The following is a 25,876-nucleotide window of genomic DNA, read 5'->3' as shown; positions in this document are numbered from 1 at the left end:
GGAACTAAGCTAGAATGAAATTTACAGAGTTAACTGTCAAAGAATATGACAATTTTGTACAGAATCCAGCATTAGAGAGTCATTATTTTCAAGTGAAAGAAAATATTGCGACAAGGGAAGAAGATGGATTTCAAGTTGTATTATTAGGCTTAAAAGATGACGATAATCAAGTTATTGCTGCTAGTCTTTTCTCTAAAATTCCTACAATGGGAAGCTATGTTTATTATTCAAATCGCGGTCCAGTTATGGATTATAATGATTTGGGGTTAGTAGATTTCTATTTACGTGAATTAGACACTTATTTGCAACAGCATAATTGTTTATATGTCAAAATGGATCCATATTGGATTTATCAAATATATGATAAGGATATTAATCCATCACCTAATCATGATAAGAATGATGCACTCGTTAATTTATTCAAATCTCATCGTTATATACATCACGGATTTACAACATCGTATGATACATCTAGCCAAGTTAGATGGATGGGCGTATTAAACCTTGATGGTGAAACACCAGCTTCATTAAAAAAACAATTTGATAGCCAAAGAAAACGTAATATAAACAAGGCAATTAATTTTGGCGTGAAGGTAAGGTTACTAACAAGAGATGAATTTGATATTTTCTTAGAATTGTATCGTGAAACAGAAGAACGTACTGGTTTTGTTTCTAAAACGGATGAATACTTTTATAACTTTATAGACAATTACGGTGATAAAGCATTAATCCCATTGGCATACATTGATTTGGATGAATATATTAATCATACTCAAGAAAGCATTAATGAAAAAGAATCACGCCGCGATAAAATGATGCAAAATGAGAATAAATCTGATAAGCAATTGAAGAAAATTGCAGAGCTAGACAAACAGATTGAACATGATAAAAAAGAATTACTTCATGCGAGTGAGTTAAGACTAACTGACGGTGCTGTTTTAAACTTAGCCGCGGGTGTTTATTTTGCAAATGCATATGAAGTGAATTATTTCTCAGGTGGTTCATCAGAAAAATATAATCAATATATGGGACCCTATATGATGCACTGGTATATGATGAATTATTGCTTTGATCATGGCTATGGTCGTTATAATTTCTATGGTCTATCAGGTGACTTTACTGAAAATAGCGAAGATTACGGTGTATATCGCTTTAAACGAGGCTTTAACGTACAAATTGAGGAATTGATTGGTGATTTCTATAAACCAATTAAGAAATCGAAATATTGGTTATTTAATACGTTGAATAATGTTAGAAAGAAAATTAAAAAATAATATTAAAAAGAAAGCATACTGGTTGTAAGCGTATATCAGTATGCTTTCTTTTGTTTAGGATTCGTTATAAAAGGATGGCTTTCCAATATAACGGTAATCTAGTATGTGGCATATTCTATGAGGTTGATTCTAGTTGTTAGCCACATTTTTTAGTATAGCATAAAATTATATAATATCAATATAACAATAGCATAATGATTTAAAAAAGTAAATATAAAAAATATATATATTTACTCGGTGTAAGTAATAAAATAGGTTAAAAAAACCATGTTGTAATTCGACAAATCACAACATGGTTTTTATGGTTTTTGATTTTTATGATTAAGCGCCCTAGTTAAAATATAAAATTTCATTTGCTATATTAAATTAATTCAAAGCATCAATAATATATGTGATACCTATGATAAAGAATACAATACACATAAATATAGCAATAATTACCGCAGCGATTAACGGGTTGAATAATAAAATAATACCAAAAACAATTTCAATTACATTTAGTAAAATTGAAAAAGTATGGAAAGCTTTATTCGACTTTTCAGCTGGTGTTACGGTGAATATATTGAAAATAGCATTAATAATAAACCAAATAGCAAATAAATAAATAATAAAGGTTGTACTCGTTACGACATTAAATAGGATTAACAAACCGATGATTATATTAATTATACCAAGTATAATCAGTAATTTGGAGCCCCTTTGTGTCGCTTTTTTCATTATACGACGGATGAAAATTTCTATAAAACCATTAATAATAAATAAAAGACCAATTAACCAAGTTATAGCAAATAAGTTTTCTTCTGGAAAACTAACGATAAATACGCCAATAACTAAGAAAATAACACCAATGATCAAACTTGACCATTTAATACCTGAAGATCGTTGCATAAATTTCACTCCTAAAATATTCTCTAAACAGTATATACCCAAAAAAAGAAAAGGAACACTAAAAGATTTTAAGATTATCATATTTATATTATGTAAACCTATAATGTAGTTTGAACTTAATAAAAACCATTTATTTAAGGATTACTGAGATTGTGATAGCGATTGGATATCTTATTTAGTAATTATTTTAGTAAGCGTTAAACATAGGCGCTGAGATTTGCATTTCTGAGCATTTTAAAATGATATTGTGGGTACTTGTTCATGTGATTGCAAATAAGTAACTTAAAATGAAATGGCCATTTGTAGTCATAACAATAAGTGTTGAAATTATCTATAACAAAGAAATGATTTACAAATAGATAACTTAAGTGAGAATCAAATTTAAAATCATGTGTATCATACGTAACATTAAACAGAACAATTAAGTATAAAAATCAGGTAATTCATTATAGTTACTAAGTTAAGGTTAAATGCTATGAAAGCATAATAATTTTCCAGTAAAAATATTTTCTGTATTTTAGTTTACATAATATATATTATAGGAAGTTATGTATATTGAGATATTTTCCAATTTCGGAACCCTTTTTCTTAGTACATGCTTGTACTATCTATATAATTTCTATGCTAATATGAATACATTACATATGCTTCACTTTGTTTTAGCTTGATTATAATTTGCTAAATCATTATTGCTCGTTGACTTTCTTTAATATGATAATTATACGTATATTGATAATCTCATATGTGTTATTTCCTGTAGACTTAATCATTAAACTTGATCATTAGACTTAATCATTGCATTGGTATGTTAATTCGAAATTGCTATGAACTTCACACAATCATTTAGTATTTCTAAAATCTCTAATTGATAATGATTTTCAATTAATATATAATTAACTTTTATATTAAAGGAGAGATTGTATATGAATAAGTTTATATGTATTGCATTAACCGCCCTTTGCTTTTTATTTTTAGGTGCTTGTAGTCATACCCAAAGTAATAAAGCATCTAAAGAAACAGTTAAAATTGAAACTTCTTATGAGTTTAAAGATAAAAATCAAGATCATAATAAAGGCGAAATTAAGCATGAAGTTGTAGAGGTTCCGGTTAATCCTAAACGCGTTGCAGTAATGGATTACGGTGTGTTAGATGTGATGCAACAATTAAAATTGCAAGACCATATCGTTGCTATTGCTAAGGGTCAAGGTGCTTCATTTTTACCAGACAGCCTAAAAGCATTTAAAAGCAGCCAATACAACAATATTGGCAACCCAGGTCAACCTAATTACGATAAATTAGCAAAATCTAAACCAGATGTTGTTTTTGCTTCTTTCAGGCAAGCACATACTAAAACTTTAGAAGAAATGAAAAAAGCTGTACCAAATGCTAAAATTGTTTTTATTAGTCCTCAAAACGATGATTACATAGCTTCAATTAAGAAAAATACTGAAAATATAGGTAAAATTTTTGACAAGCAAAAAGAAACAAAGGCATTAATTACAGAACTGGATGATAAGGTTGCTGAAACTAAAAAAAGAATTGAAAATGAATCTGTATTATTTCTAAATGTAGATGATAAAGGTATAAAAACCTATGGTACTACTGGTAGATTCGGTGGTTTTTTAAATGAAGATTTAGGCATTAAACATGCTGATAAAAAAATGAAACCGAACTCAAGTGGTATACTTATTTCAAATGAATATTTAAATGAAATGAATCCAGACAAATTATTTGTCATTGATCGAACTAAACATGGAAATGTAAAAAGTGAAAGTATGCCGCAAGCGTTACAGAATGATGTTATAAAAAATTCAAAGGCAATTAAAAATAATGACGTTACATTATTTGAAGCAAACAGTTGGTTTTTCGGTGAAGGTGGTATCAAATTAACCATCGACCAACTTGAACAAATACAGAAAGCATTTAAATAATCTTCCCCACTATCCTATTTAGTGGCAATAATAAAAGGCATTGTAATGTAACCCACTACAATGGCTTTTATTATATCTATCTTTTTTCTCGATAGTTCTCAATTTCATCTTTAGGAATACCACCACGTTTACGAATTTCTTTTTTCGCTTTTTTCTCGCGACGGCTTCGTCTCCAATTGCGTGTGAAATACCAAATTAAGAAACTAATAATTAAACTGATTACAGCCATAAATGCCGCAAATCCTAATAATGGTTCATATGTAATATCTTCAAAATTAGGAATCAAGAAAGCAGCTATTCCTAATACGACGATTGTTAATACAGCTGGGACAAACCATTTATTTAAAGCTAGATTACAGAAAATAGTTACTAATATCACAGCAACTACTGAAATCCATAAATAATTAGGCATATCAAATATTGTCATGTGTTGCACTCCTTACATATCTTTTGTTTGTAATTTTAACTTAATGATTAAGATTATACTACAATTTACCACAATCTTATTCGGACTATAGTAGTATGTACTAATCTTTTGTTTTAAAGACAAAAGATTCCATACATTTCATCTAATTACCTTCCCTGTTTCAATGATAATTAAACTTGCAATTGTGCTTTGTTATCGTCTTTCATGTATAATCAATATGAAACCTAAATTATGTGAAGGAGTGATTAAATGACTAGAACATTACAGTTTAGAAGTGATGTCCCTAAAGACGAAACTTGGGATATTACTGAATTATTTAGTTCTGATGAAGCATTTTATCAAGTGTTAGATGAAACTTTAGAAGCAGCCAAAGCATTTAATAAACAATATACAGAACGTTTGAATCATGCTGAAATGATTGAAGTTGCACTCAATGCATATTCTGATATATTAATTCAATTGGACAGAATGGCAAATTACGCCGAATTGAATTTAAGTGTCGATACGGCTAATGAACAAGCACAAACATTGAGTGCTAAATTTTCAACTTCCTATGGAAAGATAGCAAGTGAATTATCATTTGTTGTTTCAGAGATTATCGAACTTTCAGATACGACATTAGATGAATTAATTAAAACATCACAATATCCACATTTTTTAACAAAAATTAAAGCTAAAAAAGCATATAAATTATCTCCAGAAGTTGAAAAAGTTTTAGCTAGTTTATCCCCTACTTTTGACGGTGCTTTTGATTTATATGGAACAACTAAAACGCTAGATATTGACTTTGAATCATTTGAGCACAATAATCAAAATTATCCTTTAGATTATGCAACATTTGAAAATGAATACGAAGATAATCCGGATAGAGGTTTTAGAGAAACAAGCTTTAAATATTTTAGTGATGCGCTACGTAAATATCAGCATACAACAGCAGCAACTTATAATTTACAAGTTCAACAAGAAAAAATTGAAGCTGATTTAAGGGGCTACGAGTCGGTTATTGATTACTTATTACAAGACCAAGAAGTTACACGTGATATGTTTGATCGACAAATTGATGTAATTATGAGTGATTTAGCGCCTATTATGCAAAAATATGCTAAGTTAATCAAACGCGTGCACGGTCTTGATGTTATGGGCTTTGAAGATTTAAAAGTATCTATTGATCCAAATTATGAGCCAGAGATTTCCATAGAGGACTCAAAACAATATATCTATGGTGCATTAGATGTACTTGGACAAGATTATTTGAAGATGGTCGAAGCTGCATATGAAGAAAGATGGATTGATTTTGCACAAAACAAAGGTAAAGATACAGGCGCTTATTGTGCAAGTCCTTATGCTTCACATTCTTATGTATTTATTTCTTGGACAGGTAAAATGACTGAAACATTTGTCTTAGCGCATGAGTTGGGTCATGCTGGCCATTTTACATTAGCGCAAAAACACCAAAATTATTTGGAATCAGAAGCATCAATGTATTTTGTTGAAGCACCTTCTACAATGAATGAGATGTTGATGTCTAACTATTTATTTAAAAATAGTGATGATCCGAAGTTTAAACGTTGGGTAATTGGTTCAATTATTTCTAGAACGTATTATCATAATATGGTTACACATTTACTAGAAGCAGCCTATCAAAGAGAAGTTTACACAAAAGTCGACAATGGTGAGTCGTTAACAGCACCTGTGTTAAATCAAATTATGTTAGATGTTTATAGTCAATTTTTTGGAGATAGTGTGAAATTAACTGAAGGTACAGAATTGACTTGGATGAGACAACCACACTATTATATGGGGTTATATTCTTATACTTATTCTGCAGGATTAACTATTGGTACAGTTATGTCACAACGTATTCAAACTGAAGGCCAACCTGCCGTCGATGCATGGTTAGAAACATTAAAAGCTGGTGGCAGTAAATCACCAGTTGAATTAGCTGACATTGCAGGTATTGATATTCGAACAGATGCGCCATTGAAATCAACCATTGGTTATATTGGCAAGCTTGTTGACGAATTAGAAATGCTGACAGACGAAATTGAAGCAGAACAATAAAAGAAAAGCGCAGTGAGTAGAAAATCAATTTCACACTCACTGCGCTTTTCTTTGTTATTTATTGTAAGATTCGTAACGATTACCAGTAATAAAGAAATATATATTTTCAGCAATATTCGTAATGTGATCTCCGATGCGTTCTAAATGACGTGCTGCTAGATGCGCTTGTCCGGCAACAAAAGGATCATTATCAATGAGATAGGTAGTGTTAACAATATTTTTATATAGATCATCAATATCCTCATCGCGTTCAATGATTTCTTTAATAAGTGTGATATCATTGTTTCTAACCGCATCATTTAAATCTTTTAACATTAACAATGCTAATTTACCCATTGTGTTGAGCCTTGTTAGCACATATTTATCTATAATCTTTGCTCTTAATCTAATTTCAGCAATATTAGCAGCGTTATCTCCTATACGTTCAAAATCAGAAGCAATTTTTAATGCTGCCATCATCAATCTTAAATCAGTAGCAATTGGTTGCTGTTTAGTAATCAGCATAATAACTTTTTCATTAATTTCAGTTTCAAGTTCATTAATATTTTTATCTTTTGCAATAGATTCTCTTGCATAGTTTCTATCTTCTTCACTTAACGACATTAATGCAAATTCAATATTATGATATACATGAAGACCAAGCCGACGCAGATCTTTCATTAAATCATCGAGTTGGCCTTCGTATTTTTGTCTGATTATAGCCATAGATTAATCAACCGAAACGACCTGAGATATAATCTTCAGTTTGTTTATCAGAAGGATTAGAGAAGATTTTATCTGTATCATCGTATTCGTTTACATAGCCGTTAAGGAAGAATGCTGTTTTATCTGATACACGTGCTGCTTGTTGCATGTTATGTGTAACGATAATAATTGAATATTTTTCTTTTAATTCTTGTACTAATTCTTCAACTTTTAATGTTGAAATTGGATCTAATGCAGATGTTGGCTCATCCATTAAAATAACATCTGGTTCAATTGCTAATGTACGTGCAATACATACACGTTGTTGTTGACCACCTGATAAGCTATAGGCATTTGTATCTAAGCGGTCTTTTAACTCATCCCAAATTGCAGCGCCACGTAAAGATTTTTCAACAATTTCATCTAAAACTTTTTTGTTTTTAATGCCATGGATTTTTGGACCATACGTAATATTATCGTAAATTGATTTAGGGAATGGATTTGGTTGTTGGAATACCATACCTACATTTGTTCTTAATTTTTCTACTGAATGTTTGTCGTCAAAAATATTTTTATCACGATATAAAATTTTACCTGCAGTTTTAACAGATGGTACAAGTTCTACCATACGGTTTAAAGCCTTGATATATGTTGATTTACCACAACCTGATGGTCCTATAATAGCAGTGACATTATTTTCTAGAATGTCTAGGTTAATATTTTTAAGTGCGTGATTCTCGCCATACCATAAGTCTAAATTTTTTGTAGAATAGACAATTTTCTTTTCACTATCTGGAATTTTGTTCTCTTTATGATTCGATTCAATTGTTGCAATAGGTTTATCATTGCGATCTGTATGTGCTTGTAAGTCATCATTTTTATCAATTATTTGTTTATTAGCCATAATTAAAACTCCTTTTTTATATAAGGCTAGCCAGACTATAGATTTAATATCCATAGTATATTCCCAGTAGACTAGCCTTGGTTAAATACACTTTATATTTGAGTACGATTAGAATTTTTTACTGTATTTGTTTCTTAAGAAAATAGCAATTGCGTTCATCAATAATAAGATGACGAGCAATACGATAATGCCTGCTGATGCGACGTTTTGGAATTCTGCTTGTGGTAATTTCGCCCAGTTGTATATAGCCATTGGTAAAGCTTGGAACTGATCAAAGATACTTGATGGTAATTGTAATAATACTGTCGGGATACCAATTAGAATTAAAGGTGCCGTTTCACCTAACGCACGTGATAGTGCCAAGATAAATCCAGTTAAAATACCAGGGATTGCAGCTGGTAAGACTACACGGCGTATTGTTTGCCATTTATTACCACCTAATCCATATGATGCTTCTCTTACTGAATTAGGTACTGCTCTGATTGCTTCCTGACTCGCAACAATAATTACTGGTAAGATAAGCAGTGACATCGTGAGTGCGGCAGCTAATATGGAATTACCTAGTGCTAATGATTCGATACCCATACCTCTTACAAAAATTGTTAAGCCTAGTAAACCGAATACGACTGATGGTACACCAGCTAAATTCGAGATACTTACTTTTATGAAACTTGTGAATGCATTATCTTTTGCATATTCTTCCAAATAAATTGCTGTACCTACGCCTAAAATAATAGAAATAGGAATAATTGTAATCATCAACCATACAGTACCAATCAAGGCGCCTTTGATGCCGGCCATTGATGGTGTTGAAGATGAGAAGCTCGTAAAGAATGAAGGAGTTAAATGTCCAACACCTTTAATTAAAGTATCAATAATTAATGCCGCTAAGACGAGTAAGCCGATCATTGTACATGCAAAGAATGCCCACTTATTAAGTTTATTTATCGACAATCTCCCAGAGAGTTTCTTTTCAACGGTGTTTTGATCGACAAGTGCTTTACTATTGTTGTTAACTTCAGCCATTTTAATACTCCTCTCTGAAACGTTTCGTAATCCAATGTGAAATTAAGTTCATAATTAATGTGAATAAGAATAATGTAAAACCTACTGCATAAATACTGTAATAAATATCTGAACCGAATGTCGCATCACCTGTTGCTACTTGCACGATATAACCAGTCATTGTTTGAATAGATCCTGTTAAATCTAATGATGCAGACGGTGTACTACCTGCAGCTAATGATACAATCATCGTTTCACCGATTGCACGAGAAATTGCTAATACAATTGAAGCCATGATACCTGATGTTGCAGCAGGTAAAACAACCTTAGTTGCAACTTCAAATTTAGTAGCGCCTAAGCCTAAAGCACCCTCGCGCATTTTATTTGGTACAGATGACATAGCATCTTCACTCATACTTGAAATTAAAGGTATAATCATGACACCTACTACAATTCCGGGACTGATAGAGTTGAAACTACCTAGTTCTGGAAAGACAGAACGTAGTATAGGCGTTACGAATGTAAGTGCAAAGAAACCAAATACAATTGTTGGAATACCTGATAAGATTTCTAGTATAGGTTTGATAATGCTTCTTGCTCTACTTGAAGCATATTCACTTAAGTAAAGTGCAGCACCTAAACCAATTGGTACAGCTACAATAGTCGCGATAACTGTAATTTTCAATGTACCTAGAATCAATGCCCAAATACCATATTTAGGTGTTGATGAAAATGGATTCCAGTCCATTGTTAGGAAAAAGTCTGCAAATGAAACTCGTGTAAAGAATGTAATTGTTTCAGTTAAAAGTGTCACGATAATTCCGATAGTTGCTAAAATAGAAAAAACTGCAATGATTCCTAAAATGACCGGTGCAATTTTATCGCTTGTACCATTCTTTTTAGCGTTGTTTTTTTCAATCATTTCACTTACGGAAAGATTATTATTCGCCATGTGAATTCCTTCCTTCTTGTAAATTCCCAATTATTTAAAAAAAGTTGGGTCTGGAAAAATGACAAAGTAGCGTACGAATCTAACTTTGCCCCATTCCAGAATCCCAACCCTAAACGATCTTACTATAATTATTTACTGTCTTTGTCGTCGTCTTTTTTACTATCTTTACCAATGATGTCATCTAATTTAGATTGTTGTTCTGTGTAGTCTTTCTTAGGTAATGCAACAAATCCTGCATCTTCAGCTGATTTACCTTTGTCTTCAAGAACAAATTTCATGAAGTCTTGGAATCCTTTGTTATCTTTTAATTTTTTCTCGTTAGTGTAGATATACAATGGTCTACTCAATGCATATGAACCATCTTGGATAGTTTTCTTAGTTGGTTCAGTTGTTTTACCTGAATCATCTTTAACTTTAACTTCTTTTAATTTATCTTTATTTTGTTCATAGAAGTTATAACCGAAGTAACCAATACCTTGTTCATTTTTTTGAACAGATTGTACAATTACATTTGTATCAGCATTTTTCTCTGCTTTGATATCCCCTTTGTCCATAACTTCTTCAGTGAAGAAATCGTAAGTACCATGTGATTGGTCAGGTGAGTAAGCTTTGATCTCTTTAGATGGCCATTTTGGATTTACATCTTTCCAAGTTTTAGCTTTACCTGAGTAAATTTCTTTAAGTTGTTCTTTAGTAAGTTCGTCAACGAAATCATTATCTTTATTGACTGTGATTGTTACACCGTCTTGAGCAATTTTGAATTCATCGTATTTAATACCTTTGTCATCCAATTTTTTCTTTTCTTCATCTTTTATTGGTCTAGATGCATTTGAAAAATCAGTGCTACCTGAGATGAATTTTTCAAATCCCCCACCTGTACCTGAAGTACCTGATGATACTGTTACATCTTTATTATCTTTAGCAAATTTTTCGTTAAGTTTTTCAATGATTGGACCTACTGTTGATGAGCCATCGCCTTTAACTTCTCCTTCGCCTTTACCTGAATCAGCGTTACCTCCGCCGCCACAAGCACCTAATAAAAGTGAAGCACCGATTACTGTAGTACCAAATAATTGCCATTTTTTCATTGAAACATCCTCCTAATAAGTGAATAACCCAAAAGTTATATGTATTTCTTACAGTCTCTATACTACACACCTTTTATTAAATACAAATATAGATAATGTAAATGTTTTGTTAAGGAATTATTGTTGTTGTTTACAATATTTATATTTGTAATGTTAAGTGATCACTTTGGTTCAAAAATCGCTTTAAATCAACGTTATACTCCTCTTTTAATATTACAGAAGTTTTGAATTTGTAATGTTAAAATACAAAAAAACCTAAAAATAACTACAAAAAAAGTAGTATTTTTAGGTTTTAATATTGATTGCTGTATGATGTTTTACTGAATCAATGAATAGCAATTGTAATAAAATGCTTAAATAATGAAGTATGATTTAAATTTCATTAATTCAATCGTTCACTGCTTTATAATAGAAGAAACTATTTTTCGATTCTTGCCCAACCTTTTTGGGTTAAGGCAATTTTACCACTTTCGATCGTGATAATTTTATTTTTATAAAGATGGCCTATTGCTCTCTTGAATGAGCCTTTACTCATATTAAATATTTCTTTGATTGCTTCTGGACTAGATTTGTCTGAAAAAGGTAACTCCCCATCATATTCAACTAATAAGTCAAATATATGTTGGCCATCATCATCTAATCGCTCATGTGCTAAGGGTAAGAATGAGCCATTTAGTTCCCCTTTTTCATTATGACCAATGATACGAACGCTAACATTTTCACCTAATCGAGGTTCTTCTTTACGTTCTGTTTCATGAACGAATATTTTATAACCATCTTTAGATAGTAAGAAACTGCCAATTCTTAGTAAACGATAAGGTCTTGCTTCTATCACTTGGTTTTGCTTCTCGTCATCGAACACAGGTGTATACATTTGTTCAACGATTGTTTCTGTCGCTAATCGAGCAAACATGTTGTTATCTCTGTCGATACGTAAAGTAACAAATAGTTCATCACCTTGTACTGGCCAAACATCTTTAACTTTCGGAAGATCTTCCCAAGGAATCAGTACTTCTCGTGGTAACCCAACATCTACGTGTGCACCATCTCTATCAGTTTTTAAAACTTTTACAAAATCATATTTATTCGTAGTAATGTCAGGCATATTTTGAGTAGCGAATAATGCACCTGATCTATTAGGATATACAAAAAAGCTATATTCTTCACCTATTTGTAATTCATCTTCATCATTAATTTCAGATTGGTTTAATTTAACTTCTTCACCATTGGGTCCTTTTAATTTGTAAGTGGAACCTTCTAAACCTACAACTTCAAGGAATTCTATTGAACCTACAATATCTTTTTCATCTTGGGCCATACTTTTCTCCTTCGTTCATAAAATTTATTCTTCTATATTATAACATGCTATAGGAAAACAAGCATTAGTCTAGCGCGAAAGGTCGAAAGTGCAAGATAAGTGTGTTATAATTTGTGCGGTAGATTAACGAAAAGGAGTAAATGCATGTTACAAGTTACTGATGTAAGTTTACGATTTGGCGATCGTAAGCTATTTGAAGATGTAAATATTAAATTTACAGATGGCAATTGCTATGGTTTGATAGGTGCAAATGGTGCAGGTAAATCAACGTTCTTGAAAATTTTATCTGGAGAATTAGATGCACAAACTGGTCATGTTTCAATGGGGAAAAATGAACGTTTAGCAGTATTAAAACAAGATCATTTTGCATTTGAAGATGAACGTGTTATAGATGTTGTTATTAAAGGTCACGAACGTTTGTATGCTGTTATGAAAGAAAAAGATGAGATCTATATGAAACCTGATTTCAGCGATGAAGATGGTATTAGAGCAGCAGAATTAGAAGGCGAATTTGCAGAAATGGATGGATGGAATGCAGAAGCAGATGCTGGTTCCCTACTATCTGGTCTTGGTATAAAAGCAGATTTACAAGATAAAACAATGTCAGAATTAGAAAATAATCAAAAAGTTAAAGTCTTATTGGCTCAAAGTCTTTTTGGTAAACCAGACGTATTGCTACTAGATGAGCCTACCAATGGTTTAGATATCCCTGCAATTAGTTGGTTAGAAGATTTCTTAATTAATTTTGAAAATACAGTTATTGTAGTTTCTCATGACAGACACTTTTTAAATAACGTATGTACTCACATTGCCGATTTAGATTATGGGAAAATTAAAGTTTACGTTGGTAACTATGATTTTTGGTATCAATCTAGTGAATTAGCAATGAAAATGGCACAAGATCAAAATAAGAAAAAAGAAGAAAAAATCAAAGAATTACAAGATTTCGTTGCGCGTTTCTCTGCAAATGCTTCAAAATCAAAACAAGCAACAAGTCGTAAGAAACAACTTGAAAAAATCGAACTCGATGATATTCAACCTTCATCGCGTCGTTACCCATTTGTTAAATTCACTCCAGAACGTGAAATTGGGAATGACTTATTGTTTGTAGAAAACCTTTCAAAAACAATTGATGGTGTTAAAGTTCTAGACAATATTTCATTTACAATGGATCCTAATGATAAAGCTGTATTAATTGGAGATAGTGAATTTGCTAAATCAACATTATTGAAAATCTTAGCTGGTGAGATGGAACCAGATGAAGGTTCAGTAAGATGGGGTGTCACAACTTCACGTAGTTACTTCCCTAAAGATAACTCTGACTACTTTGAAGGTGTAGACATGAATCTAGTAGATTGGTTACGTCAGTATGCACCGGAAGACGAACAAACTGAAACATTCTTACGTGGCTTCTTAGGACGTATGCTATTTAGTGGTGAAGAAGTTAAGAAAAAAGCAAGTGTGCTTTCAGGTGGAGAAAAAGTACGTTGTATGCTAAGTAAAATGATGCTATCAAGTGCAAACGTGCTATTGTTAGACGAACCGACAAACCATTTAGATTTAGAAAGTATTACTGCGGTAAATGATGGATTAAAGAACTTCAAAGGTTCAATCATCTTTACGTCATATGATTTTGAATTTATTAACACAATCGCGAACCGTGTTATTGATTTAAATCCTGCTGGTGCAGTTTCAAAAGAGATTTCTTATGAAGCCTATTTAGAAGAAACTGGTGTATTAGCTAAATAATTGTAATCATATTTAAGCGTCTAAGACATAAATAAATGTTTTAGACGTTTTTTTCATATCATCACCTAATTATTGTAGTTATGACATCACATTTTTGAAAATAGACTTTTGTCACGTTTTTTCATTCCCCTACTTTAAAAAGAGGTATAGGCCGATTGCTTTAAAAAGCATTTTCACAATTATATAATTATAATTAATTAACTGTAGGAGGAATTTTTAAATGAAAAATTTAAATATGATTGACGGTCAAGTATTACCTCAAATTGGATTTGGTACATATAAGCTTAATGGTGCGCATGGTGCACATGCAATAACGAATGCATTAAATCAAGGATATCGCTTGTTAGATACAGCATATAATTATGAAAACGAAGGTACTGTGGGCAAAGCGATTGACAATAGTCATGTGACAAGAGATCAAGTTATCATTACTTCAAAATTACCAGGTCGTTATCAAGATTATGATGCAGCTATGGTTGCGATTCAAGAATCAATCTATCGTTTAGGTGTTGAGTATTTAGATTTATACTTAATCCACTGGCCTAATCCTAAACAAGGCAAGTATGTAGAAGCATGGCAAGCAATGATAGATGCGCAAAAAGCTGGCTTGATAAAATCTATTGGTGTTTGTAATTTCTTACCAGAACATATTGAAAATTTAGAAAAAGAAACAGGTGTGTTGCCTGTAGTTAATCAAATTGAACTGCATCCCTATTTTAATCAGCAGGACATGATTGAATATCATAATCAAAAAGGCATCATTACACAAGCCTGGAGTCCTTTAGGTCGTGCATCTGAGGTGATTAAGGATAAAGATATTGCTGTTATAGCAGAAAAATATAATAAAACAATCCCTCAAATCATTTTAAAATGGCATGTACAAAATGGTATTGTCCCTATTCCTAAATCAACATCGATTGCGCGACAAATTCAAAATAAAGATATATTTAATTTTACTTTAGAACAACAAGATATTGATAAAATTAATAGTCTGACACAGCAAGATGGCCGACTAAAAGGTCAAGATCCGGCATCGTACGAGGAATTTTAAAAGAATCATCATTTTGTGTTTTAAAAAAGCAACACCTCAAAAAGATATCATTTTACACTCTTGAGGTAAAAAACACTCCTTAAATGTCATATTTTTCAGTAAATTTAAAAAATTAAAGAAAAGCGGTTTACAGTACATGTAAGCCTATGTATAATGTGAAACATAAACAAAAATTTAATAAGGTTTTGATGAGGCGCATCAATCATTAGTAAAGATTAGAAGAATCTGACTGCTAGCAGCTAATTTTGAAAGGGTGAGATGCCGAAACGGTTATAATAGCAGCTTATAACATGTTGGACTTTATGGTTAAGAGCTAAGAGTCTGTCATTATTTTAAGATAATGGAGTGCATCACTTGTATATATAATATAGAACAGGTTCGCATTTCGGACTTGTTCTTTTTTTATATAACTGTGATTCTCCCCTATTCAACGAGGAGGATATGAATTTGGAAAGAAGTGTTTTGAAATTTGGTGGTTCTTCAGTTAGTGATTTTACTAAAATTAAAAATATAGCTGAGATGTTAAGTTTGAGAATTGCACAAGGAGAACAACTTATTGTCGTAGTAAGTGCTATGGGTAAAACGACCGATGAGTTAATGGCAAATGTATCTACATTAACCACTAGTCCAAAGGATCAAGAATTAGCGCTATTACTCACAACTGGTGAACAACAAACCGTTTCATACTTATCGATGGTTTTGAATGACATTGGCGTTCGAGCTAAAGCTATGACAGGTTATCAAGCTGGTATCAAAACGGTTGGGCACCATTTGAAAAGTCGTATAGCTGAAATTAATCCTGAAACATTTGAACAAGCATTTGAAGAAAATGACGTGCTTGTTGTGGCTGGTTTCCAAGGTATTAATGATGATTTAGAAGTAACGACTTTAGGACGTGGAGGTTCTGATACGACTGCTGTTGCATTAGCTGCGAGTAATCATACGCCTTGTGAAATTTATACAGATGTGGATGGTGTTTATGCTACAGATCCTCGCCTATATAAAGATGCGAAGCGACTCGATTATGTATCGTATGAAGAAATGATGGAAATGAGTGCTTTAGGTGCAGGCGTATTAGAAACAAGAAGTGTTGAATTAGCAAATAATTATAACATTCCCCTATATTTAGGTAGAACTTTATCAAATGTGAAAGGAACATGGATTATGCCACAAACAGAAATTTTAGAAAAGAAAGCCGTCACAGGCGTTGCATTAGATACACATATGATGCATGTTACAATTAGTTACCCCTTACCAGATAATAAATTACTCACAAAATTATTCAGTCAATTAGAAGATGGTTCTGTAAATGTAGATATGATATCTCAAATTGTTAATTTAGAAGGCTTACAAATGTCTTTTACAATTAAAGATACGGATGTTGCACAAATTTCATCTATACTGGAAACTTTAAAAGAAGACTTTAGTGCCTTGGACTTCAGAATTAATGAAGAATACGTTAAAATTTCTTTAATAGGTTCAGGTATGAGAGATATGTCTGGTGTAGCTTCAAAAGCATTTATTACTTTAATTGAAAATGATATCTCATTTTATCAAACGACAACATCGGAAATTAGTATTTCATGTGTCATCGATGCTGAAAACGGTGAACGTGCTGTACAGACTTTATATCAAGCTTTTGATATCTGAATTTTCAAAACTTTTTAAAATCAACTAATAAAAAATGGAGTGTTTTGTATATGACTAGATTAGCTATTGCAGGTGCAACAGGATTAGTAGGAAGAAAAATGTTAGAAACAGTAGATAGAAAAGGCATTGCCTTTGATGAGTTAGTATTATTCTCTTCAGCGCGATCAGCGGGAGAACAAATTGAATTTCAAGGTAAAACATACACAGTACGTGAATTGACTGATGAAGCAGCTAGCGAACCTTTTGATTATGTATTAATGAGTGCGGGTGGTAGTACAAGTGAACATTATTCCCCTATTTTCGAACAAGCAGGAGCTATCGTGATTGACAACTCTAGTCAATGGAGAATGACTGAAGGTATCGATTTAATAGTACCAGAAGTGAATGAACCTAAATTAGATAGAAAAATCATTGCCAATCCAAACTGTTCTACGATTCAATCTGTTGTGCCACTTAAACCATTACAAGAAGCATTTGGATTAAAACGTGTTGCATATACAACTTATCAAGCAGTATCTGGTTCAGGAGTGAAAGGTAAACAAGATTTAGCTGAAGGAGCAAATGGTAAAGCGCCAGAGGCATACCCTCACCCTATTTATAATAATGTGTTACCACATATAGATACTTTTCTCGAAGATGGGTATACAAAAGAAGAACAAAAAATGATTGATGAAACACGTAAAATTTTACAAGATGATCATTTAAAGGTAACAGCTACTTGCGTCCGTGTACCTGTACAAGACAGTCATAGTGTACACATGAGTGTAACATTAAAAAAAGAAGCAACAGTTTCAGCCATTCAAGAGTTATTTGAAAAAGATGATCGTGTTGTACTTGTAGATAATCCTCAAAACAATGAATATCCATTAGCAATTCATTCAACTGGTAGAGATGAAATCTTTGTTGGACGCATTCGTCGTGACGATAGCTTAGACAATACTTTCCATGTATGGTGTACTTCTGACAACTTATTAAAAGGTGCAGCATTAAATGCAGTACAAATACTTGAACAAGTTATGAGCTTGAAAGGAGTAAAATAATATGGGACATATATTTGAAGGTGTAGGTGTTGCACTAGCAACGCCATTTACACACAATGAAGTTGACTTTGATGCATTGAGAAGACATGTGAAATATTTACTAGATAATAATGCCAAATCAATCGTAGTCAATGGTACTACAGCTGAGAATCCAACATTAACTGATGAAGAGAAGGATCAAATTTTAGAAGTCGTTGTCAATGTTGTTGATGGTCGTGTGCCTGTCATTGCAGGTACTGGTACGAATAATACTCAAAAGTCTATTCAAGCTTCTGTGCGTGCAAGAGAAATTGGTGCTGATGCGATTATGCTTATTACACCATACTATAACAAGACAAATCAAAGAGGTTTAATTGCCCACTTTACAACAATTGCAGATGCAGTGAAATTGCCTGTTGTATTATATAATGTACCGTCACGTACTAATATGACAATCGATGCAGAAACAGTGGAAACTTTAAGTGAAAATGAGTATATCGTTGCATTAAAAGATGCGACAAATGATTTTGATTACTTAGAAGACTTAAAACAACGCCTTAATTTAGATGAGTTTGCTTTATATAGTGGCAACGACGATAATATTGTTGATTATTTCAATCAAGGTGGTCACGGTGTTATCTCGGTGGTTGCCAATGTTATTCCAAATGCTTTCCAATCTTTATATGATGCAAAACAAAATGACGAAAACATACAGTCTCAATTCCAGCCTATTCAAACGTTATTAGATGCGTTAGCAGTAGATGTTAACCCTATTCCTGTAAAAGCATTAACAGCAGTTGAAGGATTTGGTAACTATGAAGTACGCTTACCACTTGTTACACTTGAAGACAGTGATCGCCAAAAATTAGAACAAGCTTACGAACAATTTAAAGCAGGTGGAAATTCATGAAGATTTTATTAATTGGATATGGTGCTATGAATCAACGCGTAGCAAGGTTAGCAGAAGAGAAAAATCACGAAATCGTTGGGGTTATTGTGAGAAACAGTGAAAAGCACTATCCCTACCCTACTTTTGAACATATTTCAGAGGCTACAGAAGCGGATGTTGCTATTGACTTTTCAAATCCTGAACTACTTTTACCATTATTAGAAGAAGACTTTAATTTACCAGTTGTCATTGCTACAACGGGTGAGAAAGAACAAATCATAGATAAATTAAAAGCGTTGAGTACAGATATGCCAGTGTTTTTCAGTGCGAATATGAGTTATGGTGTACATGCACTTACAAAAATCTTAGAAGCAGCTGTACCGCTCTTGCAAGATTTTGATATTGAACTTACAGAAGCACATCATAATAAAAAAGTTGATGCACCGAGTGGTACATTAGTGAAATTATATGATGCTATTGAGTCTTTACGTGAGACTACAACGCCTGTATATGATAGACATGAAACGACTGAAAAACGTACCCAAGATGAAATAGGTATTCATTCTATTCGTGGCGGCACGATTGTTGGAGAACATGATGTGCTTTTTGCAGGTACGGATGAAACAATTGAAATTACACACCGCGCACAATCTAAAGATATATTTGCCAACGGTGCGATTGGCGCAGCAGAAAAACTAGTACAAAATAAAAATGGTTATTATACATTTGATAACTTATAAACCCTAAGGAGCGAATTTAATTATGGTACAACATTTAACGGCAGAAGAAATTATTCAATATATAAGTGATGCAAAAAAATCTACACCATTAAAAGTCTACATCAATGGTGATTTTGAAAACATTACTTTCCCAAGTGATTTTAAAGTATTTGGTTCATCTGATTCCAAAGTTATTTTTTGTGAAGCAGATGATTGGAAACCATTTTATGAGTCTAATCAATCAGTTATTGATGAAATTGAAGTTGAAATGGATCGACGCAACTCAGCTATTCCATTGAAAGATTTAACAAATACGAATGCACGTATTGAACCTGGTGCATTTATTCGTGAACAAGCCATTATTGAAGATGGTGCTGTAATCATGATGGGTGCAACAATTAATATTGGTGCTGTTGTTGGAGAAGGCACAATGGTTGATATGAATGCTACATTAGGCGGACGTGCTACAACAGGTAAAAATGTACATGTCGGTGCTGGTTCAGTTTTAGCTGGTGTAATCGAACCACCAAGTGCTTCACCTGTTGTTATTGAAGATGACGTACTTATTGGTGCTAATGCAGTCATTCTTGAAGGTGTGCGTGTCGGTGCCGGTGCCATTGTCGCTGCTGGTGCCATTGTTACTCAAGATGTACCCGCAGGCGCAGTTGTAGCTGGTACGCCAGCAAAAGTGATTAAACAAACAACTGAAGTCGAAGATTCAAAACGTGAAATCGTTTCGGCACTAAGAAAATTAAACGACTAGAGTACTAAGTATATAAACTTATACAAGTTATATATTACCGTATGTATTTTACACAAAATGATACGGAATTATTTTGTTGAATATAGGAGGTTTAGACGAGACAATATTTATTTTACTATGATGTCTCCCCTTATCTATTGCTAAGTGTTAAACTACGCTTTGTTTCGATAAGTTTGTCTATCCTCCTATTTTTATAAATTAAATACATAATACATAGCAAACTAACAATTATGCTTATTTAGTGTAATTAATATAATAATTTAAAGGATTTGATATCGATGACTGAGTTGGAATTTGTAACAGAACATAGACGTTATTTACATAAGCATCCAGAATTAAGTTTACATGAATATGAAACAACAAAGTATATTGCGCATTTTTTAGATGATTTAGGTGTGCCATATGAGCGTCCATTAGATACAGGCGTTATCGCCTATTTATCTGGAAATAGTACACATACGATTGCATATCGTGCTGATATAGATGCATTACCGATTTACGAAGAAAATGACGTATCCTACCGAAGTGAAGTAGATCATGTTATGCATGCTTGTGGACATGATGGCCATACAACTGCCCTTATGCTATTTGTTAAACGATGTAAAAATTTAGCTGATAAGGGCGAACTTCCTCAAAATATCGTCTTCATATTTCAACCTGCAGAAGAAACTGGAGGTGGCGCGAATCGTTTAATACGTGCTGGTGCATTTGAAAAATATCCTATTGAAGCAGTTTTTGGTATACATGTCATGCCATTTGAAAATGAAGGCCGTGTTGTGATTAGAGATGAAGAAATTACAGCAAGTGCTACAGAGTATAGATTCTATTTGCATGGTCTTTCAAGTCATGTTGCTGATAAAGAGCAAGGGCATTCATGCGGTGAGGCATTACAACATGTATTGACTCAAGTAGGACAGATACAGCAATATCATTTAAATGGATTGAAACGAAACATTGTCCATATGGGACATTTTGAAGCTGGTGAAGCCATAAATACGGTTCCAAGTAACGGCTATTTAGAAGGTACTATTAGAACATATGATGTGAAAGATTTAGAGATTGTAAAACAGCAAATGACGAAAATTAGCGAAAGCGTTAAATTATTATTTAATGTCGAGTGTGAAGTGAAATTTGAAGAAGGTTACCCTCCTACTTTTAATGATCCTCAATTACGCAAACATGTTGAAAATGGATTAGTAAATGCTGAGTTTGAAGTGATTGATAAACCTACACCTTACTTATTTGGTGAAGACTTTAGTTTCTATAGTCAAATTGCACCAAGCTATTTTGTATTTGTTGGAGTTCGAGATGAAGCAAAAGGATACGTGACTGGTTTACACACTTCTCATTTAAACTTTAATGAATCTATATTAATACGTATTGCAGATTACTATGAACAAATACTCAAATCTTATAGTGAGGTGCAATCGCAATGACAGCCACATGGTCAGTAAACCGACAATTATTTAAAGAAAACGCTAAAAATGTTAAACAAGATAACCAAATAATGGCAGTAGTAAAAAATAATGCGTACCATTATGGACTTGAATTTGCAGTAGAACAGTTTTTAGATATAGGGATAAATACATTTAGTACCACATCACTTAAAGAAGCAATTCGAATTCGCAAATTAGCGCCAAATGCTACTATATTTTTGATGAATGCAGTTTATGAATTTGATAAGATACGTGAGAATCAGATTCAAATGACTTTGCCTTCCCTTTCTTTTTATTATGAAAATATTAACGAATTATATGACATACAAGTTCACTTGGAATATGAAAATTTATTGCATCGTTCAGGTTTAAAGACACTTGATGAAATTAAAGAAGTCATTCACCATCATAATCAGAATAAAAATGAACATAAAATGCACATTAGTGGTTTGTGGACGCATTTTGGATACGCAGATGAATTTGATGTTCCAGATTATAATATAGAGCGTGCCGCGTGGTTAGAGATTGTAGATACGCTACTTGATGAAGGATATGAATTTGAGATGATACATGCACAGAATAGTGCAAGCTACTATCGTGAGCAAGGTGTATTACCTAACCATACGCATGCGCGTATTGGTATTGCATTGTATGGTTCTAGACCCTATAGTACAATCAATGAATCAGACATACAGCAATCGCTAACAGTTAAAGGTAATGTCATACAAGTTCGTGAAGTCAATGCGGGAGAATTTTGTGGTTACAGTTTTGCTTTTGAAGCGACAGAAAATAACACAAAATTGGCAGTCGTTGATGTTGGTTATGGTGATGGTATACTCAAAGCAAGAGCACAACATGAGGCTTTGATAAATCATAAACGCTACCCTATTCGTGCGCTTATGATGAGTCATATGTTTGTAGAAGTTGATGACAGTGTCAATGCACAAGATGAAGTGATACTATATAATAACCATATACGTGTCGATGAATTTACTTTTAAAGGCGTTGGCGCTAATTCAGAACAATTAAGTGCAATGAATCATGACTCATTAATAAAGGAGTATAGATAAATTATGGTAGTAGAATATAATAGCAATGGCGAACTTACAATGGGAGGCACAAGTCTAAAAACGATAGCGCAAAGTTTTGGAACCCCTACTTTTGTATATGATGAAGTACAAATTAGAAACCAAATGAGACGTTATCATGAAGCGTTCAAACAAAGTGGATTAGCATACAATATTTCATATGCATCAAAAGCATTCACATGTTTACAAATGGTTAAATTAGTACAAGAAGAAGGACTTGAATTAGATGTAGTGTCTGAAGGAGAATTATATACAGCATTAGAAGCTGGTTTCGATCCAAAACATATTCATTTTCACGGTAACAACAAAACAAAACATGAAATTCAATATGCTTTAGAAAGCAAAGTTGGTTACATTGTTATTGATTCATTAGAGGAAATCGATCTGATTGAGCGATATGCAAGTGAAGAAATTGATGTTGTTTTAAGATTGAATCCTGGCGTTGAAGCCCATACGCATGAATTTATACAAACAGGCCAAGAAGATAGTAAATTTGGCTTATCAATTAAGCACGGCTTAGCTATTCAAGGTATTGAAAAAGTGCGAGTTACTCAAAAATTAAACCTCAAAGGTGTTCATTTCCATGTTGGATCTCAAATTGAAGGCACAGAGGCTATGATTGAAACTGCTAATATTGTGATTAATTGGTTGAAAGCAAATGATATCAAAGTTGATTTAATTAACTTAGGCGGTGGCTTTAGCATTAAATATGTTGAGGGTGATGTAAGTTTCCCTATCGAAGAAGGCATCGCAGAGATTACTGCTGCTATTAAATCAATTGCCGAAGATGCAGATTATCCGGTACCAGAGATTGGTATCGAACCAGGTCGTTCAATTGTTGGTGAAGCAGGTATTACTTTATATGAAGTTGGAACAATCAAGGAAATTCCTCAGGTCAATAAGTATGTTTCCATTGATGGTGGTATGAGCGACCATATTAGAACAGCGCTTTATGATGCAAAATACGAGGCCTTATTAGTTAATAGAAATGATCCTAAAGACGAAACAGTAACAATCGCTGGTAAGTTATGTGAATCTGGCGATATTATCATAAAAGATGCCCAATTACCAAGCACAGTGAAGCGTGGAGATTACCTAGCGATACTTTCAACTGGTGCATACCATTATTCTATGGCATCTAATTATAATCAAATGCAGAAACCGTCTGTGTTTTTCTTAAAAGATGGTAAAGCAAGAGAAGTTATTAAACGTCAATCATTACGTCAATTAATTATCAATGATACTAAATAATCCAAAGGTGGCTGTGTCTCTGAAAAGGAGCTCAGTCACCTTTTATTGTCCTATAGTGTAGATACATGCATTAAGATATTAGATAAAGTATATAGTGGTATACATGCGGTTTCGCATGCATTAAGAGCCCCTAATCTCATAAAGAGATAAGGGATAAAGTGGTATACATGCGGTTTCGCATGCATTAAGAGCCCCTAATCTCATAAAGAGATAAGGGATAAAGTGGTATACATGCAGTTTCGCATGCATTAAGAGCCCCTAATCTCATAAAGAGATAAGGGATAAAGTGGTATACATGCAGTTTCGCATGCATTAAGAGCCCCTAATCTCATAAAGAGATAAGGGGCTCTATAAAAAAAAGAACCTTTAACAAGGTTCTTTAGATAAGTCAATATTGCATCTATATTATAGTTTTACAACGTTTGCAGCTTGAGGACCGCGGTCGCCTTCAACTACTTCAAATTCAACTGATTGACCTTCTTCTAATGATTTATAACCTTCTTGGTTAATTGCTGAGAAGTGTACGAATACGTCGTTTTCTCCTTCAACTTCGATAAAACCAAAACCTTTTTCAGCGTTAAACCATTTTACTGTACCTTGTTTCATAAATGTGAAACCTCCAAGACTAATATTCATTCAATATGCGTTATTCGCATATTACAAAAAATACAATGACACAGTATTATAAAAAATTACTCGTACAATATTCTTTGCAATATGGAATAAAACAATTGCTTGACTAATATTATAAAGCATTTTTTAGTAAATTGCAAGACTAATATGAATAAACTGTTTATTCAATATTAGGTAAATTATAATAAACTTCATTATTATTTAAAACAATATAACTATAGAATATTTGTAAATCTTCATCACAATCTTCACAAAATCCTAATTCACAATTATTATAAAATGCATGTATATTGTATTTGCCGACTAAGTAATTATCATAGTGGCGTTTACTTTTTAAAATTAAAGCATTATAAAAAGCCATCATAGCTTCATAAGTCTCGAAATTGTGCTGTTCCACGATTTGATCAGTCCAGTCACTAAATAACCACCAGCCTTCATAATCAGCTCGAATTTTTGCAACTGTCCACATTTTATTTCACCCTTTCACAATTAGTCTAAAATGAATTTTTGGTATTATAATGCATACCTTTTAGACTTATAGTGCAAATTGGATATACATATGTATGTTGTATGATACATTCACTCTAAATAAAAATCCCCCATGTTTATAAATAGAATATGAATAAGACTAAATATAGAATTCATTATTTAAATTCAGAGACGTACAATTTTTGCCTATGTGTAATATTCTAACGAGTTAAGCGACAAAATCAAGTTATCTGTCTCATACTTTTGGCCTATATACAACTGGATTATAAACGTAAATATTAGTTTTGTAGAGTGAAATTTCGTATAATGTTATTAAGAGGTGATTTTATGCAACGTAAACATATTAAAGTATTTGGAATGGTACAAGGCGTAGGTTTTCGTTATTATACAGAAAAAATAGCACAAAAACACAATATAGTTGGTACTGTTGAAAATATTGATAATTATGTTGATATTTATGCTCAAGGTAATGAGCCATCCTTAACTGAATTTATTAACGCTGTTACAGAAGGTGCCTCTCCAGCATCACATGTTGAAGATTACACAATAGAAGCATTAGATTATGATCAATCATTGAAAAAATTTAGAACGATATAAAGGAAGATGA

The 25,876-nt window shown here is 32.7% G+C and carries 24 protein-coding genes and 1 riboswitch; of the genes, 14 read left to right on the top strand and 10 right to left on the bottom strand.

The genetic code is table 11. The features are described 5' to 3' along the window. The first annotated feature begins 14 nt into the window (after nt 1-14). Nucleotides 15-1,274, top strand: coding sequence for an aminoacyltransferase (locus ACP7BT_RS02315; protein WP_041080529.1), 1,260 nt, complete (start codon nt 15-17; stop codon nt 1,272-1,274). Nucleotides 1,275-1,640: 366 nt separating this feature from the next. Here ACP7BT_RS02315 and ACP7BT_RS02310 read toward each other — a convergent pair whose 3' ends face one another. Further along, nucleotides 1,641-2,162: an HdeD family acid-resistance protein gene (locus ACP7BT_RS02310; protein ID WP_041080531.1), complete on the bottom strand. Its 522-nt coding sequence runs from the start codon at nt 2,160-2,162 to the stop codon at nt 1,641-1,643. A 923-nt stretch (nt 2,163-3,085) separates the two neighbouring features. Here ACP7BT_RS02310 and ACP7BT_RS02305 point away from each other — a divergent pair. Further along, nucleotides 3,086-4,093, top strand: coding sequence for a siderophore ABC transporter substrate-binding protein (locus ACP7BT_RS02305; protein ID WP_041080532.1), 1,008 nt, complete (start codon nt 3,086-3,088; stop codon nt 4,091-4,093). Nucleotides 4,094-4,169: 76 nt separating this feature from the next. On the opposite strand, the gene ACP7BT_RS02300 is transcribed toward ACP7BT_RS02305, so the two are convergent. Beyond that, a complete protein-coding gene (locus ACP7BT_RS02300; RefSeq protein WP_011303144.1) occupies nt 4,170-4,520 on the bottom strand; it encodes a membrane protein in 351 nt (116 codons plus the stop codon). 249 nt (nt 4,521-4,769) lie between these two features. Here ACP7BT_RS02300 and pepF point away from each other — a divergent pair, with 249 nt between their 5' ends. Then, nucleotides 4,770-6,581: an oligoendopeptidase F gene (gene pepF / locus ACP7BT_RS02295; RefSeq protein WP_041080534.1), complete on the top strand. Its 1,812-nt coding sequence runs from the start codon at nt 4,770-4,772 to the stop codon at nt 6,579-6,581. A gap of 54 nt (nt 6,582-6,635) precedes the next feature. Here pepF and phoU read toward each other — a convergent pair whose 3' ends face one another. The 6 genes from phoU to cvfB form a co-directional block, all read right to left on the bottom strand. Then, nucleotides 6,636-7,286 carry a phosphate signaling complex protein PhoU gene (phoU, locus tag ACP7BT_RS02290; RefSeq protein ID WP_002483334.1) on the bottom strand — a complete coding sequence of 217 codons (651 nt, stop codon included), beginning with the start codon at nt 7,284-7,286 and terminating at the stop codon, nt 6,636-6,638. 7 nt (nt 7,287-7,293) lie between these two features. Further along, complete coding sequence (pstB, locus tag ACP7BT_RS02285) at nt 7,294-8,169, bottom strand: phosphate ABC transporter ATP-binding protein PstB (RefSeq protein WP_011303141.1); 876 nt, start codon at nt 8,167-8,169, stop codon at nt 7,294-7,296. Between the two features lie 108 nt (nt 8,170-8,277). Then, nucleotides 8,278-9,195 (bottom strand): phosphate ABC transporter permease PstA, encoded by a 918-nt coding sequence (gene pstA / locus ACP7BT_RS02280; RefSeq protein WP_011303140.1) that lies wholly within the window; start codon nt 9,193-9,195, stop codon nt 8,278-8,280. A gap of 1 nt (nt 9,196) precedes the next feature. Further along, the gene (pstC, locus tag ACP7BT_RS02275; protein ID WP_041080536.1) at nt 9,197-10,126 is read right to left on the bottom strand and encodes a phosphate ABC transporter permease subunit PstC; all 930 of its coding nucleotides are present in this window, start codon (nt 10,124-10,126) and stop codon (nt 9,197-9,199) included. Between the two features lie 128 nt (nt 10,127-10,254). Beyond that, complete coding sequence (locus tag ACP7BT_RS02270) at nt 10,255-11,214, bottom strand: PstS family phosphate ABC transporter substrate-binding protein (protein ID WP_041080538.1); 960 nt, start codon at nt 11,212-11,214, stop codon at nt 10,255-10,257. Between the two features lie 418 nt (nt 11,215-11,632). Next, complete coding sequence (gene cvfB / locus ACP7BT_RS02265) at nt 11,633-12,532, bottom strand: RNA-binding virulence regulatory protein CvfB (RefSeq protein ID WP_041080540.1); 900 nt, start codon at nt 12,530-12,532, stop codon at nt 11,633-11,635. Between the two features lie 144 nt (nt 12,533-12,676). Here cvfB and ACP7BT_RS02260 point away from each other — a divergent pair, with 144 nt between their 5' ends. The 10 genes from ACP7BT_RS02260 to lysA all read left to right on the top strand — a co-directional run bounded on the left by ACP7BT_RS02260 (nt 12,677) and on the right by lysA (nt 24,147). Continuing rightward, on the top strand, nt 12,677-14,281 hold the full coding sequence (locus tag ACP7BT_RS02260) for an ABC-F family ATP-binding cassette domain-containing protein (protein ID WP_002483328.1): 1,605 nt from the start codon (nt 12,677-12,679) through the stop codon (nt 14,279-14,281). Between the two features lie 220 nt (nt 14,282-14,501). Beyond that, complete coding sequence (locus ACP7BT_RS02255) at nt 14,502-15,332, top strand: aldo/keto reductase (protein WP_041080542.1); 831 nt, start codon at nt 14,502-14,504, stop codon at nt 15,330-15,332. A 180-nt stretch (nt 15,333-15,512) separates the two neighbouring features. Continuing rightward, nucleotides 15,513-15,691, top strand: a riboswitch (Lysine riboswitch). Between the two features lie 82 nt (nt 15,692-15,773). Next, nucleotides 15,774-16,982, top strand: a complete 1,209-nt coding sequence (locus ACP7BT_RS02250; protein ID WP_011303136.1) for an aspartate kinase — start codon at nt 15,774-15,776, stop codon at nt 16,980-16,982. Between the two features lie 50 nt (nt 16,983-17,032). Then, nucleotides 17,033-18,022: an aspartate-semialdehyde dehydrogenase gene (locus tag ACP7BT_RS02245; RefSeq protein ID WP_041080543.1), complete on the top strand. Its 990-nt coding sequence runs from the start codon at nt 17,033-17,035 to the stop codon at nt 18,020-18,022. Nucleotide 18,023: 1 nt separating this feature from the next. Beyond that, nucleotides 18,024-18,911 (top strand): 4-hydroxy-tetrahydrodipicolinate synthase, encoded by an 888-nt coding sequence (dapA, locus tag ACP7BT_RS02240; protein WP_002483324.1) that lies wholly within the window; start codon nt 18,024-18,026, stop codon nt 18,909-18,911. After that, nucleotides 18,908-19,630 (top strand): 4-hydroxy-tetrahydrodipicolinate reductase, encoded by a 723-nt coding sequence (dapB, locus tag ACP7BT_RS02235; RefSeq protein WP_041080544.1) that lies wholly within the window; start codon nt 18,908-18,910, stop codon nt 19,628-19,630. Before dapA ends, dapB begins: the two co-directional genes overlap by 4 nt. A gap of 22 nt (nt 19,631-19,652) precedes the next feature. Next, complete coding sequence (dapD, locus tag ACP7BT_RS02230; RefSeq protein ID WP_002483322.1) at nt 19,653-20,372, top strand: 2,3,4,5-tetrahydropyridine-2,6-dicarboxylate N-acetyltransferase; 720 nt, start codon at nt 19,653-19,655, stop codon at nt 20,370-20,372. A gap of 278 nt (nt 20,373-20,650) precedes the next feature. Beyond that, nucleotides 20,651-21,808, top strand: a complete 1,158-nt coding sequence (locus ACP7BT_RS02225) for a M20 metallopeptidase family protein (RefSeq protein ID WP_041080545.1) — start codon at nt 20,651-20,653, stop codon at nt 21,806-21,808. Beyond that, nucleotides 21,805-22,878 carry an alanine racemase gene (locus ACP7BT_RS02220; RefSeq protein ID WP_041080546.1) on the top strand — a complete coding sequence of 358 codons (1,074 nt, stop codon included), beginning with the start codon at nt 21,805-21,807 and terminating at the stop codon, nt 22,876-22,878. Before ACP7BT_RS02225 ends, ACP7BT_RS02220 begins: the two co-directional genes overlap by 4 nt. 3 nt (nt 22,879-22,881) lie before the next feature. Continuing rightward, entirely contained in the window at nt 22,882-24,147 is a 1,266-nt protein-coding gene (lysA, locus tag ACP7BT_RS02215) for a diaminopimelate decarboxylase (RefSeq protein ID WP_037538439.1), read from the top strand. 405 nt (nt 24,148-24,552) lie between these two features. Here lysA and cspA read toward each other — a convergent pair whose 3' ends face one another. Next, entirely contained in the window at nt 24,553-24,753 is a 201-nt protein-coding gene (cspA, locus tag ACP7BT_RS02210; protein WP_001831260.1) for a cold shock protein CspA, read from the bottom strand. Between the two features lie 187 nt (nt 24,754-24,940). Beyond that, complete coding sequence (gene msaA / locus ACP7BT_RS02205; RefSeq protein ID WP_002483318.1) at nt 24,941-25,249, bottom strand: regulatory protein MsaA; 309 nt, start codon at nt 25,247-25,249, stop codon at nt 24,941-24,943. Between the two features lie 347 nt (nt 25,250-25,596). Between msaA and ACP7BT_RS02200 the strand changes: the two genes are divergently transcribed. Further along, nucleotides 25,597-25,866, top strand: a complete 270-nt coding sequence (locus ACP7BT_RS02200; protein ID WP_037538434.1) for an acylphosphatase — start codon at nt 25,597-25,599, stop codon at nt 25,864-25,866. Nucleotides 25,867-25,876 lie beyond the last annotated feature (10 nt).

This window comes from Staphylococcus sp. Y174-1, from assembly GCF_049897865.1.
In the GTDB taxonomy this organism is placed as follows: Bacteria; Bacillota; Bacilli; order Staphylococcales; family Staphylococcaceae; genus Staphylococcus; species Staphylococcus saprophyticus.
The sequence above is the reverse complement of the archived record's forward strand: the minus strand, read 5'-3'. Positions and strand labels throughout refer to the sequence as shown.